The 17,378-nt window shown below is 60.3% G+C and carries 14 protein-coding genes; 13 read left to right on the plus strand and 1 reads right to left on the minus strand.

The window, feature by feature from the left end:
* Positions 1 to 2 precede the first annotated feature (2 nt).
* The 10 genes from murD to AC1Z24_RS05150 all read left to right on the plus strand — a co-directional run bounded on the left by murD (position 3) and on the right by AC1Z24_RS05150 (position 11,671).
* Positions 3 to 1,349 carry a UDP-N-acetylmuramoyl-L-alanine--D-glutamate ligase gene (gene murD, locus AC1Z24_RS05105; RefSeq protein WP_483744784.1) on the plus strand — a complete coding sequence of 449 codons (1,347 nt, stop codon included), beginning with the start codon at positions 3 to 5 and terminating at the stop codon, positions 1,347 to 1,349.
* Entirely contained in the window at positions 1,349 to 2,560 is a 1,212-nt protein-coding gene (gene ftsW / locus AC1Z24_RS05110; RefSeq protein ID WP_259099827.1) for a putative lipid II flippase FtsW, read from the plus strand. The genes murD and ftsW overlap by 1 nt, the downstream gene beginning before the upstream one ends.
* On the plus strand, positions 2,550 to 3,620 hold the full coding sequence (murG, locus tag AC1Z24_RS05115) for an undecaprenyldiphospho-muramoylpentapeptide beta-N-acetylglucosaminyltransferase (RefSeq protein WP_483744785.1): 1,071 nt from the start codon (positions 2,550 to 2,552) through the stop codon (positions 3,618 to 3,620). The genes ftsW and murG overlap by 11 nt, the downstream gene beginning before the upstream one ends.
* Positions 3,613 to 5,073, plus strand: coding sequence for a UDP-N-acetylmuramate--L-alanine ligase (gene murC / locus AC1Z24_RS05120; protein WP_483744786.1), 1,461 nt, complete (start codon positions 3,613 to 3,615; stop codon positions 5,071 to 5,073). Before murG ends, murC begins: the two co-directional genes overlap by 8 nt.
* Positions 5,070 to 6,029 (plus strand): D-alanine--D-alanine ligase, encoded by a 960-nt coding sequence (locus AC1Z24_RS05125; protein WP_483744787.1) that lies wholly within the window; start codon positions 5,070 to 5,072, stop codon positions 6,027 to 6,029. Before murC ends, AC1Z24_RS05125 begins: the two co-directional genes overlap by 4 nt.
* Positions 6,030 to 6,031: 2 nt before the next feature.
* A complete protein-coding gene (locus AC1Z24_RS05130) occupies positions 6,032 to 6,898 on the plus strand; it encodes a cell division protein FtsQ/DivIB (protein WP_259098380.1) in 867 nt (288 codons plus the stop codon).
* A 14-nt stretch (positions 6,899 to 6,912) separates the two neighbouring features.
* Complete coding sequence (ftsA, locus tag AC1Z24_RS05135) at positions 6,913 to 8,178, plus strand: cell division protein FtsA (protein WP_483744788.1); 1,266 nt, start codon at positions 6,913 to 6,915, stop codon at positions 8,176 to 8,178.
* Positions 8,179 to 8,253: 75 nt separating this feature from the next.
* The gene (gene ftsZ, locus AC1Z24_RS05140) at positions 8,254 to 9,441 is read left to right on the plus strand and encodes a cell division protein FtsZ (RefSeq protein WP_483744789.1); all 1,188 of its coding nucleotides are present in this window, start codon (positions 8,254 to 8,256) and stop codon (positions 9,439 to 9,441) included.
* A 112-nt stretch (positions 9,442 to 9,553) separates the two neighbouring features.
* Entirely contained in the window at positions 9,554 to 10,465 is a 912-nt protein-coding gene (gene lpxC / locus AC1Z24_RS05145) for a UDP-3-O-acyl-N-acetylglucosamine deacetylase (RefSeq protein WP_259098385.1), read from the plus strand.
* Positions 10,466 to 10,717: 252 nt separating this feature from the next.
* Complete coding sequence (locus tag AC1Z24_RS05150; RefSeq protein ID WP_483744790.1) at positions 10,718 to 11,671, plus strand: alpha/beta fold hydrolase; 954 nt, start codon at positions 10,718 to 10,720, stop codon at positions 11,669 to 11,671.
* Positions 11,672 to 11,747: 76 nt separating this feature from the next.
* On the opposite strand, the gene AC1Z24_RS05155 is transcribed toward AC1Z24_RS05150, so the two are convergent.
* Positions 11,748 to 12,203, minus strand: coding sequence for a DUF721 domain-containing protein (locus tag AC1Z24_RS05155; protein WP_483744791.1), 456 nt, complete (start codon positions 12,201 to 12,203; stop codon positions 11,748 to 11,750).
* Positions 12,204 to 12,509: 306 nt separating this feature from the next.
* Between AC1Z24_RS05155 and secA the strand changes: the two genes are divergently transcribed.
* From secA to AC1Z24_RS05170, 3 genes are all read left to right on the plus strand, one after another.
* Positions 12,510 to 15,251 carry a preprotein translocase subunit SecA gene (gene secA / locus AC1Z24_RS05160; protein WP_483744792.1) on the plus strand — a complete coding sequence of 914 codons (2,742 nt, stop codon included), beginning with the start codon at positions 12,510 to 12,512 and terminating at the stop codon, positions 15,249 to 15,251.
* 113 nt (positions 15,252 to 15,364) lie between these two features.
* Positions 15,365 to 16,582: a bifunctional glutamate N-acetyltransferase/amino-acid acetyltransferase ArgJ gene (gene argJ / locus AC1Z24_RS05165; RefSeq protein WP_483744793.1), complete on the plus strand. Its 1,218-nt coding sequence runs from the start codon at positions 15,365 to 15,367 to the stop codon at positions 16,580 to 16,582.
* Positions 16,583 to 16,749: 167 nt separating this feature from the next.
* Complete coding sequence (locus AC1Z24_RS05170; protein WP_483744794.1) at positions 16,750 to 17,376, plus strand: glutathione S-transferase family protein; 627 nt, start codon at positions 16,750 to 16,752, stop codon at positions 17,374 to 17,376.
* Positions 17,377 to 17,378: the final 2 nt, after the last annotated feature.

Below are 17,378 nucleotides of genomic sequence, written 5' to 3' on the forward strand. Positions count from 1 at the left end.
GAGTGTCTCTGATCGCGTCTGACCACTTCCGCATCATTGTCGGTCTCGGCAAGAGCGGCATGTCCCTGGTTCGCTTCCTGGCGAACCGGGGCGTGTCGTTTGCCGTGGCCGATACGCGGGAGAACCCGCCGGAACTGGCGACCTTGCGTCGTGACTATCCGCAGGTAGACGTGCGTTGTGGCGAGCTGGACGTGGAATTCCTCTGCCGCGCCGACGAGCTGTATGTCAGCCCGGGCCTGGCTCTGGCGACCCCAGCGTTGCAGCAGGCGGCCGCGCGGGGCGTGAAAATGTCCGGCGATATAGACCTGTTTGCGCGTAACGCCAAGGCGCCGATCATTGCCATCAGCGGCTCCAATGCGAAAAGCACCGTGACCACCCTGGTCGGCGAGATGGCCGCAGCTGCCGGCAAGCGTGTGGCGGTGGGCGGCAACCTCGGCACACCGGCCCTGGATCTGCTCGACGACGCTGTCGAGCTGTACGTTATGGAACTGTCCAGCTTCCAGCTGGAAACCACTACCCAGCTCGGCGCTGAAGTGGCCACCGTGCTCAATATCAGCGAAGACCACATGGACCGCTACAGCGGCCTGCCGGCTTATCACCTGGCCAAGCACCGGATTTTCCAGGGCGCGCGGCAAGTGGTGGTCAACCGTCAGGATGCCCTGTCGCGACCGCTGATGACTGAAGGTCAGCCCTGCTGGACCTTCGGCCTGAACAAACCGGACTTCCACGGCTTCGGTCTGCGCGAAGAGAACGGCAAGAAATACCTGGCCTTCCAGTTCGACAGCCTTATGCCGGTCAGCGAACTGAAGATGCGCGGCGCGCACAATCAGGCCAATGCCCTGGCTGCTTTGGCGCTGGGTCATGCCGTGGGCCTGCCGATGGATGCCATGCTCAGCAGCCTGCGTTCCTTCGCAGGCCTCGAGCATCGCTGCCAGTGGCTGCGCGAGCGTGAGGGCGTGAGCTATTACAACGATTCCAAAGCCACCAACGTCGGTGCGGCCCTGGCGGCCATCGAAGGTCTGGGGGCCGATATCCCCGGCAAACTGGTGCTGATCGCCGGTGGCGACGGCAAGGGCGCTGATTTCAGCGGCCTGCGCGCGCCGGTTGCCGCCCATTGCCGCGCCGTGGTCCTGTTGGGCCGCGATGCCGAACGGCTTGCCCAGACCCTGGGTGATGCCGTACCCCTGATTCGCGTGACTAGCCTGGAAGAAGCCGTGCAACGCAGCGCCGAAGTCGCTCAGAGCGGGGACGCCGTATTGCTGTCGCCTGCCTGCGCCAGCCTGGATATGTTCAAGAACTACGAAGAGCGCGGTCGGTTGTTCGCGCAGGCAGTGGAGGGCTTGGCATGATTCTCGGAGTCATCAAGCCGTATCCGTCGCCGCTGATCAGTGGTCGTGGCATCGATGTCGACTTCCCGATGCTCGCCGGTTGCCTTGCGCTACTCGGCCTGGGCCTGGTGATGATCACTTCCGCGTCGTCGGAAGTGGCCGCCGTGCAATCGGGCAACCCGCTGTACATGATGATCCGTCATCTGATTTATCTGGTGATCGGTCTTGTCGCCTGCGGCGTGACCATGCTGATTCCGGTGGCCACCTGGCAGCGTCTGGGCTGGCTGATGCTGATCGCCGCCTTCGGTCTGCTGTTGATGGTTCTGGTGCCCGGCATCGGCCGTGAGGTCAACGGTTCGATCCGCTGGATCGGCTTTGGTGCGTTCAACGTGCAGCCTTCGGAAATCGCCAAGGTCTTCGTGGTGATTTTCCTCGGTGGTTATCTGGTCCGCCGCCAACAGGAAGTGCGCGAAAGCTGGATGGGTTTCTTCAAGCCGTTCATCGTGCTGCTGCCCATGGCCGGTCTGTTGCTGATGGAGCCGGACTTCGGTGCCACCGTGGTCATGATGGGCTCGGCGGCGGCGATGCTGTTCCTCGGCGGCGTCGGCCTGTTCCGCTTTACCTTGATGGTGGTGCTGGCGGTCGGTGCGGTATTCGTCCTGGTACAGGCCCAGCCTTACCGGATGGCGCGTCTGACCACCTTTACTGACCCATGGGCCGATCAGTTCGGTTCCGGCTACCAGTTGACCCAGGCCCTGATCGCTTTCGGTCGCGGCGAGTGGTTCGGCGTCGGTCTCGGTAACAGTGTGCAGAAGCAGTTCTATCTGCCTGAGGCGCACACTGACTTCGTATTCTCCGTACTCGCTGAAGAGCTGGGTGTGGTTGGCTCCCTGGCCACCGTGGCGCTGTTCGTCTTCGTCAGTATCCGTGGCATGTACATCGGCATGTGGGCCGAGCGCGCCAAGCAGTATTTCGCGGCTTATGTCGCCTATGGCCTGTCGTTCCTGTGGATCGGCCAGTTCCTGATCAACATCGGCGTGAACGTCGGCCTGCTGCCGACCAAGGGCCTGACCCTGCCATTCCTCAGCTACGGCGGCAGTTCCCTGGTGATCTGCTGTGCCAGCCTGGGGTTGTTGCTGCGCATCGAATGGGAATCGCGCAACAACATGGGCAGTGAAGAAACCGAATTCAGCGAAAGTGACTTCGCCGAGGAGCCACCCCATGGACGCTAACGTACTGATCATGGCGGGCGGCACTGGCGGGCATGTATTTCCGGCGCTGGCCTGTGCCCGAGAATTCCAGGCCCGTGGCTATAAAGTGCACTGGCTGGGTACGCCGCGCGGCATCGAAAACGATCTGGTACCCAATGCTGGCATCCCCCTGCACCTGATCGACGCCACCGGTTTGCGCGGCAAGGGCAAGCTGTCGCTGTTGAAGGCGCCGTTCATGCTGCTAAAGGCGCTGCAACAGGCGCGCAAGGTCATGCGTGAACTCAAGCCGCAGTGCGTCATTGGCTTCGGTGGCTATGTCACCGGCCCTGGCGGCCTGGCGGCGAAGTTGGCGAAAGTGCCTTTGGTGATCCACGAGCAGAACGCCGTGGCTGGCACAGCCAATCGTAGCCTGGCCTCGTTTGCCAGCCGCATTTGCGAGGCTTTCCCGAATACCTTCCCGGTTTCGCCGAAGCGCCGTACCACCGGCAATCCGGTGCGTGCCGAGCTGTTCTACGAGACGCCCAAGCAGGAATTGGTCGGCCGCCGCGCGCGTCTGTTGGTACTGGGCGGCAGCCTGGGTGCCGAGCCGTTGAACAAATTGCTGCCTGAAGCGCTGGCGCTGGTCCCTGCGGACATGCGCCCTGAAGTGTTCCACCAGTCCGGCAAGAAACACGATGGCGTCACTGCCGAGCGTTATCGCGCCGCCGGTGTCGAGGCGCAGGTCGCGCCGTTCATCCAGGACATGGCCGAAGCGTATAGCTGGGCCGATCTGGTGGTCTGCCGGGCCGGTGCCCTGACCATCAGCGAACTGGCTGCGGCCGGTCTGCCTTCGTTGCTGATCCCGCTGCCCCATGCGATCGACGATCACCAGTCGCGCAATGCCCAATACCTGGCCCGCGAAGGTGCAGCCTTCGTCATGCCACAAGCGACAACCGGCGCGGCCGAAATGGCGGCGCGCCTGACAGAGGTTTTGATGCAACCCGAACAACTGAACACCATGGCCCGTACGGCCCGTCGTCTGGCCAAGCCGAACGCCACCAACACTGTCGTCGATACCTGCCTGGAGGTGGTCCATGGTTGAGAATCAACGGGCAATGCCACAACCGGAAATGCGCCGTATCCGTCGTATTCACTTCGTCGGTATCGGCGGTGTGGGCATGTGCGGGATCGCCGAAGTACTGCTGAACCTGGGCTATGACGTTTCCGGTTCCGACCTCAAGGCTTCGCCGGTTACAGAGCGCCTGCAATCCTTCGGCGCGCATATTTTTATCGGTCATCAGGCCGAAAACACCGTGGGTGCCGACGTGCTGGTGGTTTCCAGCGCGGTGAACACTTCCAACCCGGAAGTCGCCAGCGCCCTTGAGCGTCGCATTCCGGTGGTGCCGCGTGCCGAAATGCTCGCCGAGCTGATGCGCTATCGCCACGGCATCGCCGTTGCCGGTACTCATGGCAAGACCACCACTACCAGCCTGATCGCTTCGGTGTTCGCCGCTGGCGGCCTGGACCCGACGTTCGTCATCGGTGGCCGTTTGAACGCCGCCGGGACCAACGCGCAGCTGGGCACCAGCCGTTACCTGATCGCTGAAGCCGATGAAAGCGACGCCAGCTTCCTGCACCTGCAGCCGCTGGTGGCCGTGGTCACCAACATCGACGCCGACCATATGGCGACCTATGAAGGCGACTTCAACAAACTGAAGAAAACCTTCGTCGAATTCCTGCATAACCTGCCTTTCTATGGCCTGGCCGTGGTCTGCATCGACGATCCGGTGGTGCGCGACATCATGCCGTCGGTCAAGCGTCCGATCATGACTTACGGCTTCCATGAAAACGCCGACGTGCGTGCCATCAACGTGCGTCAGGAAGGTATGCAAACGTTCTTCACCGTGCTGCGTCGCGACCGTGAGCCGCTGGACGTGTCGGTGAACATGCCGGGCAACCACAACGTATTGAACTCCCTGGCGACCATCTGTATCGCCACCGACGAAGGCATCAGCGATGAAGCCATCGTTCAGGGCCTGTCGGGCTTCCAGGGCGTCGGCCGACGCTTCCAGGTGTACGGCGAGCTGCCAGTCGAAGGCGGCCATGTAATGCTGGTCGACGACTACGGCCACCACCCGCGTGAAGTCGCCGCAGTGATCAACGCCGTACGTGGCGGCTGGCCGGATCGCCGTCTGGTGATGGTCTACCAGCCGCACCGTTTCAGCCGGACCCGCGACCTCTACGACGACTTCGTGCAGGTGCTCAACGACGCCAATGTCCTGCTGTTGATGGAAGTCTATCCGGCGGGCGAAGAGCCCATCCCCGGTGCCGACAGCCGCCAGCTGGCCCACAGCATCCGTCAGCGTGGGCAACTGGACCCGATCTACATCGAGCGTGGCGTCGAGCTGGCGCCGCTGGTCAAGCCACTGCTGCGTGCCGGCGACATCCTGCTGTGCCAGGGCGCGGGCGACATTGGTGGTCTGGCGCCGAGCCTGCTGCGCAGCCCGCTGTTCGCGGGTGCCGTGGTTGCTTCGACTGAAGGGAAGCTGAAATGAGCAACGCCGTGCAAGCCGCATTGATCTCGACCATTGAACCGAAAAGCTTCGGCCGCGTCGCCGTGCTCTTCGGTGGCAAGAGCTCCGAGCGGCCGGTGTCGTTGAAGTCCGGCAAGGCGGTGCTTGAAGCGCTGCTGAACGCGGGCGTCGAGGCGTTCGGTATCGACGTTGGCGACGACTTGTTGCAGCGTCTGGCCAGCGAGAAGATCGACCGCGCCTTTATCGTGTTGCACGGTCGTGGAGGCGAAGACGGCACTATGCAGGGCCTGCTGGAGTGCCTGGAGATCCCTTACACCGGCAGCGGTGTACTGGCTTCGGCCCTGGCGATGGACAAGCTGCGCACCAAGCAGGTCTGGCAAAGCCTCGACCTGCCGACCCCGCGTCATACTGTGCTGGGCAGCGAAGACGATTGTATTTCTGCCGTTGCGGAACTGGGCCTGCCTTTGATCGTCAAACCGGCCCATGAAGGTTCCAGTATTGGTATGGCCAAAGTGACCAGCGCCGACGAATTGATCGCCGCATGGAAAGCAGCCAGTACCTACGATTCGCAAGTTTTGGTCGAACAATGGATTCAAGGTCCAGAGTTCACTGTCGCTTCGCTGCGCGACCAGATCCTGCCGCCGATCGGCCTGGGCACTCCCCACACTTTCTACGACTACGACGCCAAGTACCTGGCTTCCGATACCCAGTACCGGATGCCCTGCGGGCTGTCCGTGGAAAAGGAACAGGAACTCATGGACCTGACCGCGCGGGCCTGCGACGCCATCGGTATTGCCGGCTGGGCACGCACCGACGTGATGCAGGACGCCGAGGGCAAATTCTGGCTGCTGGAAGTGAACACCGTTCCCGGCATGACCGATCACAGTCTGGTTCCCATGGCCGCACGCGGCGTCGGGCTGGATTTCCAGCAACTGGTGTTGGCGATTCTGGCCGACAGTGTTGAGGCGCGAGGTTAAGCATGCAAGGCGCGTCGGCTCGTCAACAGCAACCCGCTCCCGGCCGCAAGCCGGTGCCGCGTGGTGCCAGTCGCATGGTGGCCAAGGAGCCACTGTCGGCGCGCATGCCCAAGCCGAGTTTCGGGTTCCTCAAGGGCCTGTTCTGGCCTGTGATGCTGGTGGCGCTGGGCTTTGGTGCCTACGAGGCGGCGCAGCGCTTGCTGCCCTATGCCGACCGGCCGATCACCAAGATCAACGTGCAGGGCGATTTGAGTTACATCAGCCAGCAGGCTGTGCAGCAACGTATTGCGCCTTATGTGGCGGCAAGTTTTTTCACCATCGACCTGACCAGCATGCGTACGGAGCTGGAAACCATGCCCTGGATCGCCCACGCCGAAGTGCGTCGCGTGTGGCCTGACCAGGTGGTGATCCGGCTTGAAGAGCAACTGCCGGTCGCCCGTTGGGGTGATGGTGCCTTGCTCAACAACCAGGGCCAGGCGTTCGCGCCACGGGAGTTGGCCAACTACGAGCATCTGCCGCAGTTGTTCGGCCCGCAGCGCGCGCAGCAGCAGGTGATGCAGCAGTATCAGGTGTTGAGCCAGATGTTGCGGCCGCTGGGCTTCTCGATCGCGCGCCTGGAGTTGCGCGAGCGCGGCAGCTGGTTCCTGACTACCGGGGCCGGCAGTTCAGGCCCGGGTATCGAGTTGTTGCTGGGACGAGACCATCTCGTCGAGAAAATGCGCCGTTTTATCGCGATATACGAAAAAACGCTCAAGGAACAGATTACGAATATTGCCCGCATCGACCTGCGTTATTCCAACGGCCTTGCTGTCGGATGGCGTGAGCAGGCAGCGGCTACGACGGACAAACCCGCCGTCGCGAAGAATTGACAAGAGGCAGGACCATGGCAAACGTGCAAAGCGGCAAAATGATCGTCGGGCTGGATATCGGTACCTCCAAGGTGGTGGCACTGGTAGGCGAGGTCGCGGCCGATGGCACGGTGGAAATCGTCGGTATCGGTACGCATCCATCCCGCGGCCTGAAGAAGGGCGTGGTGGTGAACATCGAATCCACCGTGCAATCGATCCAGCGCGCCGTCGAAGAAGCGCAACTGATGGCCGGTTGCCGGATCCACTCGGCGTTCGTCGGCGTGGCGGGCAACCATATCCGCAGCCTGAACTCCCACGGCATCGTCGCCATTCGCGACCGTGAAGTCAGTGCGGCGGACCTGGAGCGGGTACTCGATGCGGCCCAGGCCGTGGCGATCCCTGCCGACCAGCGCGTGCTGCACACGCTGCCCCAGGACTACGTAATCGATAACCAGGAAGGTGTTCGCGAGCCTCTGGGCATGTCGGGCGTGCGTCTGGAAGCCAAGGTTCACGTCGTGACCTGCGCGGTGAACGCGGCGCAGAACATCGAAAAATGCGTGCGTCGCTGCGGTCTGGAAATAGACGACATCATTCTCGAGCAACTGGCCTCGGCCTACTCGGTGCTGACCGATGACGAGAAAGAGCTGGGCGTGTGCCTGGTGGATATCGGCGGCGGCACCACCGACATCGCCATCTTCACCGAAGGTGCCATTCGTCACACGGCGGTGATCCCGATTGCCGGCGACCAGGTGACCAACGACATCGCCATGGCCCTGCGTACGCCGACCCAGTACGCCGAAGAGATCAAGATCCGTTACGCCTGCGCCCTGGCCAAGCTGGCCGGTGCCGGTGAAACCATCAAGGTGCCAAGCGTCGGCGACCGTCCACCGCGCGAACTGTCGCGCCAGGCCCTGGCCGAAGTGGTCGAGCCCCGTTACGACGAGCTGTTCACCCTGATCCAGGCCGAACTGCGTCGCAGCGGCTACGAAGACCTGATTCCCGCCGGCATCGTGCTGACCGGTGGTACCTCGAAAATGGAAGGTGCGGTGGAACTTGCCGAGGAAATCTTCCACATGCCGGTACGCCTCGGTGTGCCGCATAGCGTCAAGGGGCTCGCCGATGTGGTGCGCAACCCTATCTATTCCACAGGTGTCGGCCTGTTGCTGTACGGGCTGCAAAAGCAGTCCGACGGTATTTCCCTGTCCGGCATGAGTCACCACAACAGCGGCGGCGGCTACAGCGATGAGCCCAAGGCGCCGGTGTTGGAGCGACTCAAGCGTTGGGTCCAGGGCAACTTCTGATTCAGTTTCAAAGCTTCAAAAGTGGTAGCGGCAGGTAGTAGGCGAAACAACCAGAAAAATGAAAGGAGAGGGAAAATGTTCGAACTCGTAGACAACGTCCCGCAAAGCCCGGTAATCAAAGTTATCGGCGTGGGTGGTGGCGGCGGCAACGCTGTTAACCACATGGTCAAGAGCAACATCGAAGGCGTCGAATTCATCTGCGCCAACACCGATGCTCAAGCCCTGAAAAACATCGGCGCGCGGACCATTCTGCAGTTGGGTACCGGCGTTACCAAGGGTCTGGGTGCGGGTGCAAACCCGGAAGTCGGCCGTCAGGCTGCCATGGAAGACCGTGAGCGCATTGCAGAAGTCCTGCAAGGCACCAACATGGTGTTCATCACCACAGGCATGGGCGGTGGTACCGGTACCGGTGCAGCGCCGATCATCGCTGAAGTGGCCAAGGAAATGGGCATCCTCACCGTTGCGGTGGTGACCCGTCCGTTCCCGTTCGAAGGTCGCAAGCGCATGCAGATCGCCGACGAAGGCATCCGCCTGCTGTCGGAAAGCGTCGACTCGTTGATCACCATTCCCAACGAGAAGCTGCTGACCATCCTCGGTAAAGACGCAAGCCTGTTGTCGGCGTTCGCCAAGGCTGACGATGTACTGGCCGGTGCCGTTCGCGGTATCTCCGACATCATCAAACGTCCGGGCATGATCAACGTCGACTTCGCCGACGTACGTACTGTCATGAGCGAAATGGGCATGGCCATGATGGGCACTGGCGCAGCCAGCGGTCCTAACCGTGCACGTGAAGCCACAGAAGCCGCCATCCGCAACCCGTTGCTGGAAGACGTCAACCTGCAGGGCGCACGCGGCATCCTGGTCAACATCACTGCCGGTCCTGACCTGTCTCTGGGTGAGTACTCGGACGTGGGTAGCATCATCGAAGCGTTCGCTTCCGAGCACGCGATGGTCAAGGTCGGTACTGTTATCGATCCGGACATGCGTGACGAGTTGCACGTGACAGTGGTTGCCACCGGCCTCGGCGCGAAAATCGAGAAGCCGATGAAGGTCATCGACAACACCATGCAGACCACGCAAGCCGCGTCGGCCCAGCCTGCTGCCCGTCAGGAAAGCGGTACGGTGAACTATCGCGATCTGGAGCGTCCTACCGTGATGCGTAACCAGGCTCATGCAGGTGCTACCACGGCTGCGAAGATGAACCCGAACGATGACCTGGACTATCTGGATATCCCAGCTTTCCTGCGTCGTCAGGCCGATTGATGAAATGTATCAGGGGTATTCGGGTGATTGGTGTTCAGCAAAGGCCGGGTCTGCTATTATCGCCAGCCTTTGTTGATACCAGTTCGCAACTTGCGCTGAAGCGGCCCATGCCATGATTAAACAACGCACCCTGAAGAATATTATCCGTGCCACAGGTGTAGGCCTGCACTCGGGGGAAAAGGTTTACCTGACCCTCAAGCCTGCGCCTGTGAATACCGGCATCGTGTTTTGTCGTGCTGACCTCGACCCCGTGGTGCAAATCCCTGCGCGTGCGGAAAATGTCGGTGACACCACACTGTCGACCACTCTGGTCAGCGGTGATGTCAAAGTCGACACCGTAGAACACTTGCTCTCGGCCATGGCTGGCCTGGGCATCGATAACGCCTACGTCGAACTCTCTGCCTCCGAAGTTCCCATCATGGACGGCAGCGCGGGACCCTTCGTATTCCTGATTCAATCGGCAGGCCTGGAAGAACAGGACGCGCCGAAGAAATTCATCCGGATCCTGCGGGAAGTGTCAGTGGAAGATGGTGCCAAGCGCGCTACTTTCGTGCCTTTCGAAGGTTTCAAGGTGAGTTTCGAGATCGATTTCGATCACCCGGTTTTCAAGGATCGCACCCAAAGTGCGAGCGTGGATTTTTCCAGTACTTCCTTCGTCAAGGAAGTCAGCCGCGCCCGGACCTTCGGGTTCATGAGTGATATCGAGTACCTGCGCAAGCACAACCTCGCACTCGGCGGCAGTGTGGAAAACGCCATCGTTGTAGACAAGGATGGTGTACTCAACGAAGACGGCCTGCGTTATGAGGACGAATTCGTCAAACACAAGATTCTCGATGCCATCGGCGATCTCTACCTGCTGGGCAATAGCCTGATTGGTGAGTTCCGTGGCTTCAAATCGGGGCATGCACTGAACAATCGTCTGCTGCGCACGTTGATCGAGCAGAAAGACGCCTGGGAAGTCGTGACCTTCGAAGATGCCAGTACGGCACCTATTTCTTACATGCGCCCTGTCGCGGCCGTGTAAGACAAGCAAGACCCTCTTTCCTTTTGCTTTTCAAAGGCTGCCTTCGGGCGGCCTTTTTTTATAGGCTTTCGGCACGTCTCCTTGGGCCCTGTGTCTGTGCTAGCGTTAAAAAGAGAAGTGTCCTACGTCAGTGGACGTTATTTCGCGCATTCTTCAGGTCTGCTTTCGTTCAGCGTTGCTCGTTTGGCGTATCAGGCAGCTTGATCTGCCTTTGATACTTGTCACGAGTTTGCTCCAGATGGAGACCGCGCTATGAAATCGTTCCCCCTGAAAGGCAGCAGCCTGCTTTCGACATTATCTTTATCCTTGGGCCTGAATCTGTTGTCAGGCGTGCTGCCGATGAATGCCGTCGCGGCTGAGGCTGCATCCAACAACGCATCCTGTGAAACTTGCAGCTTTCAAGATGGCTACGCCGTCGTGAACGAGGATCGCGTCCGCTTGCATTATGTTGTGGGCGGTAAAGGGCCTGCATTGCTGCTGATTCCAGGCTGGCCGCAAACGGCTTATACCTGGCATAAAATCATGCCGGAGCTGGCCCGACACTTCACTGTCATTGCCGTTGACCCGCGTGGTCTGGGAGATTCGAATCGACCTCTGTCCGGATATGACACGGACAACGTCGCTCGGGATCTGCACGAGTTGATGCAATCACTGGGACATTCGGCGTACAGCGTGGTTGGCCATGATGTGGGTATGTGGATCGGTTATTCCATGGCTGCCAACTACCCTGACGAAATTTCCCGCATTGTGTTGTCCGAGGCCGGTATTCCGGGCCTTGATCCACTGCGTTCCTGGCATTTCGCTTTTAACCAGTTAGTGGATTTGCCGGAGGCGCTGATCGAAGGCAAGGAGCGGATTTATCTGGAGTGGCTGTTTAACAGCTTCGCTTACCGGCCGACTGATCTGGCGACCGAAGAATATATTCGTGCCTATTCAAAACCTGGAGCAATGCGCGCAGGTTTTGCCTACTACCGGGCCATCCCACAAACTATCGAGCAGAATAAAAAGCATGGGCTTACCCCATTGAAGATGCCCGTACTGACGGTGGGCGGCGAATTTGCACGCGCTGGCGGCTTGAAGGATATGTTGGCGCCGGTCGCCACCAACGTGACAGCCCGCGTAATCCCGGGGGCAGGACACTATCCTCAGGAGGAAGCACCGCAAGAGATGTTAAAGGCGTTGCTGCCGTTTCTTACAGCAAAATAAGCACCAGGCACTGGCATGAGCGGTTTGGGATCAGCTTCGAGCGGGAGGAGGCTGGTCCCGCCTCAGGAAGGCCGCGCTAGGTCCGCGCCTTGGCGTGACTGGCCAATCGCTCCAGCGCCGCGCGCAATTTCGGGTCCGTGATACCCTCGGCGGTGGCTTGGATACTCTCGGCAGCGACGCTGGAAAGATCGATGGTATGACCTGCGGCACCCTGAGGCACCGTCGGCGGTTGTACCTTGAACAGGATGCGATCCAGGTTGATGAATTCGTCGAACGCCTGAAGCTGGCGCAACAGACGCTTCTGTTGATAGCGCAGACGAGTGGCCCAGTGGCCGTCGGTTACAATCAACAACAAGGTGCCTTCGCGCCAGGACGCCACATGGCAATGCTCGCGGGCAGCCGGTTGCAGCTGGCTTTCCACCAGGCTTTGCAACTGGCCGAGGCGCTGGGCATGACGAAAAATGGCTTTCAGCGGCTTGGCTTCACGCAGCAGCACGGCGGGCAGACGAGCGGAATGAGGACGAAAAGCCATGACACGGCACCTGGGAATAGCGGAGCCCCATGTTAGCAGAAAGCCCGGGACCTGCTGACTTCGCGGGTTTCCTGTATTTTTACCGGTAAATCAATAACGTGCTTTCATCCTCTGATGGGTTGAAGTCCGAAGAAATGGCCTTATTGTAGATCTGCCCCGTTACAGCGCTGTGCCAGCATCGTGGAATAACGCCACTTTCCTCACCATCGTTTCCGGGTAGAATGCTCGTTCGCATGCGGCCATGATGGCTGCACGGGCGACTCACGGGGCCGCCCTCCATTCCTATGTGTGGAAGATCCTGTCGATATGTTTGCGCCTTTGTTAAAAAAACTTTTTGGAAGCAAGAACGAGCGTGAAGTCAAACGCATGCTCAAGACGGTACAGATCGTCAATGCCTTCGAAGAGCAAATGGTGGCCCTTTCGGACGAGCAACTGCGCGCCAAGACCGAAGAGTTCAAGGCCCGTATAGCCAAAGGCGAGACCCTCGATAACCTCCTTCCTGAAGCCTTCGCTGTCGCGCGGGAAGCGGGCAAACGTGTCATGGGCATGCGCCACTTCGACGTTCAGTTGATCGGCGGTATTACCCTGCACGAAGGCATGATCGCGGAAATGCGCACCGGTGAAGGCAAGACCCTGGTGGGTACGCTGGCGGTCTACCTCAATGCACTGTCCGGCAAGGGCGTGCATGTGGTCACGGTCAACGACTACCTGGCTCGTCGCGACGCCAACTGGATGCGCCCGCTGTACGAATTCCTCGGCCTGAGCGTCGGCATCGTCTCGCCGTTTCAGCCGCCGGAAGAGAAGCGTGCCGCCTACGCGTCCGATATCACCTATGGCACCAACAACGAATTCGGTTTCGATTACCTGCGCGACAACATGGCGTTTGCCCTGGATGAAAAATTCCAGCGCGAGCTGAATTTCGCCGTGATCGACGAAGTGGACTCGATCCTTATCGACGAAGCCCGTACGCCTTTGATCATCTCCGGCCAGGCCGAAGACAGTTCCAAGCTGTACACCGAGATCAACCGCCTGATCCCGAAACTTGAGCAGCACATCGAGGAAGTGGAAGGCCAGGTCACCAAGGCCGGTCACTACTCCATCGACGAGAAATCCCGTCAGGTCGAGCTGAACGAGTCCGGTCACCAGTTCATCGAAGAGATGCTCACCGAAGTCGGCTTGCTGGCCGTCGGTGAAAGCCTGTACTCGGCGCATAACCTGGGCCTGTTGACCCACGTCTACGCCGGTCTGCGCGCGCACAAGCTGTTCCATCGCAACGTTGAATACATCGTTCAGGACGGCCAGGTTCTGCTGGTCGACGAGCACACCGGTCGTACCATGCCGGGCCGTCGCCTGTCCGAAGGCCTGCATCAGGCCATCGAGGCCAAGGAACACCTGAACATCCAGGCCGAAAGCCAGACGCTGGCCTCGACTACGTTCCAGAACTACTTCCGCCTGTACAACAAGCTGTCCGGCATGACCGGTACCGCCGATACAGAAGCGTTCGAGTTCCACCAGATCTACAGCCTGGCCGTGATGGTCATCCCGCCGAACAAGCCATTGGCGCGCAAGGACTTCAACGACCTGGTCTACCTGACCGCGGACGAGAAGTACGCAGCCATCGTTACCGACATCAAGGCCTGTCTGGCCGAGAACCGTCCGGTACTGGTCGGTACGGCGACCATCGAGACCTCCGAGCGCATGTCCGCCCTGCTTAACCAGGAAGGCATCGAGCACAAGGTTCTCAACGCCAAGTTCCACGAAAAAGAAGCCGAGATCATTGCGCAAGCCGGTCGTCCGGGTGCTCTGACCATCGCCACCAACATGGCCGGTCGCGGTACTGACATCCTGTTGGGCGGTAACTGGGAAGTCGAAGTCGCCAACATGGAAGACCCGACCCCGGAGCAGATCGCTCAGGTCAAGGCCGACTGGCAGAAGCGTCATCAGCAGGTCATCGAAGCCGGCGGCCTGCATGTCATTGCTTCCGAGCGTCACGAATCGCGCCGTATCGACAACCAGCTGCGTGGTCGTGCCGGTCGTCAGGGTGACACCGGTTCCAGCCGCTTCTACCTGTCCCTGGAAGACAGCCTGATGCGCATCTTCGCCTCTGACCGGGTGAAGAACTTCATGAAGGCCCTGGGCATGCAGTCCGGCGAGGCGATCGAGCACCGCATGGTGACCAACGCCATCGAAAAGGCTCAGCGCAAGGTTGAAGGCCGCAACTTCGATATTCGTAAGCAACTGCTCGAGTTCGACGACGTTTCCAACGAACAGCGCAAAGTGATCTACCACATGCGTAACAGCCTGCTGGCTGCGACGAACATTGGTGACACCATTGCCGAGTTCCGCGAAGAAGTCCTCAACAGCCTGATCAGCCAGCACATCCCGCCGCAATCGTTGCCTGAGCAATGGGATGTGGCCGGTCTGGAAGCGGCCATCAGCAGCGACTTCGGCGTGAAACTGCCGGTCCAGCAATGGCTCGACGAAGACGATCATCTGCACGAAGACACCCTGCGCACCAAGCTGCTCGAAGAGTTGCTGCTGGCCTACAACGAGAAGGAAGAGCAGGCCAGTGCCGAGGCGTTGCGGACCTTCGAGAAGCAGATCCTGCTGCGCGTATTGGACGACCTGTGGAAAGACCACCTGTCGACCATGGATCACCTGCGTCACGGTATCCACCTGCGTGGCTATGCCCAGAAGAACCCGAAACAGGAATACAAGCGCGAGTCGTTTACCCTGTTCCAGGAACTGCTGGACTCGATCAAGCGCGACACCATCCGCGTCCTGTCCCACGTTCAGGTTCGTCGCGAAGACCCGGCCGAAGAAGAGGCCCGTCTGCGCCAGGAAGCTGAAGAGCTGGCCCAGCGCATGCAGTTCGAGCATCCGTCTGCGCCAGGCCTGGACCAACCACAGGCCCTGGCTGCTGAAGAGGGTGATGATGTCGCAGTGGCCACCGAGCCGGTTCGCAATGATCAGAAATTGGGTCGTAACGAGCTGTGCTGGTGTGGTTCGGGCAAGAAATTCAAGCACTGTCACGGTCAGATCAGCTAAGTTTTAGATCTGATTGAGTAATACAAGCGCCGCGACCGGCTTAGCCGTCGCGGCGTTTTTTCATCGATTGCCGTCGCTGGACGGCGCCAGCTGATTATCAAGGAGCGCACTTCATGGCTGTTGGTCTTGGTCCTTTGCCGACACTGCACCCGGTCCCCGGTTTTGAACTTGGCATTTCCTCGGCGGGTATCAAGCGCCCAGGCCGCAAGGACGTCGTGGTCATGCGCTGTGCCGAAGGCTCCAGCGTCGCCGGTGTCTTCACCCTCAATGCGTTTTGCGCAGCCCCGGTGATCCTGGCCAAGCAACGTGTGCAAGGGCCCGTGCGCTATCTGCTGACCAATACCGGTAACGCCAACGCCGGCACCGGCGAGCCGGGCCTTATCGCCGCGACCCGTACCTGCGCCAAACTGGCCGAGCTGACCGGCGTCGATGCCAGTGCCGTACTCCCATACTCCACCGGTGTGATCGGCGAGCCGTTGCCTGTGGAAAAGATCGAAGGCGCTCTGCAAGCCGCTCTCGACGACCTGTCAGTGGATAACTGGGCGGCTGCGGCCACCGGCATCATGACCACCGATACCCTGCCCAAGGGCGCCAGCCGCCAGTTCCAGCATGACGGCGTGACCGTGACAGTGACCGGCATCAGCAAGGGCGCCGGCATGATCCGTCCGAACATGGCGACCATGCTCGGCTACATCGCCACCGACGCCAAAGTCAGCCAGAGCGTGTTGCAGGATCTGATCCGCGACGGCGCTAACAAGTCGTTCAATCGCATCACCATTGACGGCGACACCTCGACAAACGACTGCTGCATGCTGATCGCCACCGGTCAGGCCAGGCTGCCAGAAGTCACCGAAGCCAAGGGCCCGGTCTTCGAAGCGCTGAAAAAGGCCGTCTTCGAAGTGTGCATGGAAGTGGCCCAGGCCATTGTCCGTGACGGCGAAGGCGCGACCAAGTTCGTTACCGTGCAGGTCAACGGCGGCGCCAACCACCAGGAATGCCTGGACGTCGGCTACACCGTGGCCCACTCGCCGCTGATCAAGACCGCGCTGTTCGCTTCCGACCCGAACTGGGGCCGCATCCTCGCCGCAGTCGGTCGTGCCGGTGTGCCGGACCTGGACGTGAGCAAGATCGACGTGTTCCTCGGCGCCGTGTGCATCGCCCGTCAGGGCTGCCGTGCCACTACCTACACGGAAGAGCAGGGCTCGGCCGTGATGGCCGAAGCAGAAATCACCATCCGCATCGAACTGGGCCGTGGTGATTGCAGCGAAACCATCTGGACCACTGATCTGTCCCACGAATACGTGAAGATCAACGCGGAATACCGAACGTAATAAGCTGAGAATCTGTGGGATTGGCTGTGGTGGGACCGGCTTTAGCCGGGAAGACTTTCTTTCAGTCGCTGAATGCTCATCGGCTGTTCGGTCGCCTTCCCGGCTAAAGCCGGTCCCACAGAAGTTTTCCAGCGAGCCGTCATGTTTTTTATCAGGGAGCGACACATATGAGCCTGCACCTGTTCATCGGCGACAAACGTTACTCCTCCTGGTCTCTGCGCCCATGGTTGGTGCTGGAAATGCTCGGCACGACCTACACCGAGCAGATCATCCGTCTGAAGCAGATAGATACTCTGCAACGGATTCTCGAACACTCGCCGTCGGGCAAGATTCCTGCGCTCAAGTGCGAGCACGGACTTATCGCCGACTCTCTGGCGATCTGCGAATACCTGGCCGAGCGCTTCCCGGACGGGGAACTCTGGCCCAAGGACATCGCCGCCCGTGCCCAGGCGCGTTCGGCAGCGGCACAGATGCACAGCGGTTTCCCGAGCCTGCGCTCGAATATGCCCATGGATTTGCAGCATGACGCCGAGCCTGAGTTCATCTCGGTCAATACCCAGACCGATATCGAACGGGTATTTGCCCTGTGGGCCGAGTGCCGTGAGGCGTGCGCTGACAGTGGTCCGTTCCTGTTCGGCAAGCCTGGCATTGTCGACGCGTTCTTTGCTCCGGTAGCCGTGCGCCTGCGCAGCTACCATGTGTCGTTGCCCCCTGAGGCGGCGGCCTATGTTGAAACGATCTACCAGTGGCCGGCCTTCAAGCGCTGGCAACAGGCTGCTCTAGAGGAAGGTTAATT

It is taken from the genome of Pseudomonas sp. JL23 (assembly GCF_056933585.1).

Excerpts from the sequence above, each read along its gene's own strand:
- murG (WP_483744785.1), top strand. The coding sequence starts at position 2,550 with ATGGACGCTAACGTACTGATCATGGCGGGCGGCACTGGCGGGCATGTA.
- murC (WP_483744786.1), top strand. The coding sequence starts at position 3,613 with ATGGTTGAGAATCAACGGGCAATGCCACAACCGGAAATGCGCCGTATC.
- AC1Z24_RS05125 (WP_483744787.1), top strand. The coding sequence starts at position 5,070 with ATGAGCAACGCCGTGCAAGCCGCATTGATCTCGACCATTGAACCGAAA.
- AC1Z24_RS05130 (WP_259098380.1), top strand. The coding sequence starts at position 6,032 with ATGCAAGGCGCGTCGGCTCGTCAACAGCAACCCGCTCCCGGCCGCAAG.
- ftsA (WP_483744788.1), top strand. The coding sequence starts at position 6,913 with ATGGCAAACGTGCAAAGCGGCAAAATGATCGTCGGGCTGGATATCGGT.
- ftsZ (WP_483744789.1), top strand. The coding sequence starts at position 8,254 with ATGTTCGAACTCGTAGACAACGTCCCGCAAAGCCCGGTAATCAAAGTT.
- lpxC (WP_259098385.1), top strand. The coding sequence starts at position 9,554 with ATGATTAAACAACGCACCCTGAAGAATATTATCCGTGCCACAGGTGTA.
- AC1Z24_RS05150 (WP_483744790.1), top strand. The coding sequence starts at position 10,718 with ATGAAATCGTTCCCCCTGAAAGGCAGCAGCCTGCTTTCGACATTATCT.
- AC1Z24_RS05155 (WP_483744791.1), bottom strand. The coding sequence starts at position 12,203 with ATGGCTTTTCGTCCTCATTCCGCTCGTCTGCCCGCCGTGCTGCTGCGT.
- secA (WP_483744792.1), top strand. The coding sequence starts at position 12,510 with ATGTTTGCGCCTTTGTTAAAAAAACTTTTTGGAAGCAAGAACGAGCGT.
- argJ (WP_483744793.1), top strand. The coding sequence starts at position 15,365 with ATGGCTGTTGGTCTTGGTCCTTTGCCGACACTGCACCCGGTCCCCGGT.
- AC1Z24_RS05170 (WP_483744794.1), top strand. The coding sequence starts at position 16,750 with ATGAGCCTGCACCTGTTCATCGGCGACAAACGTTACTCCTCCTGGTCT.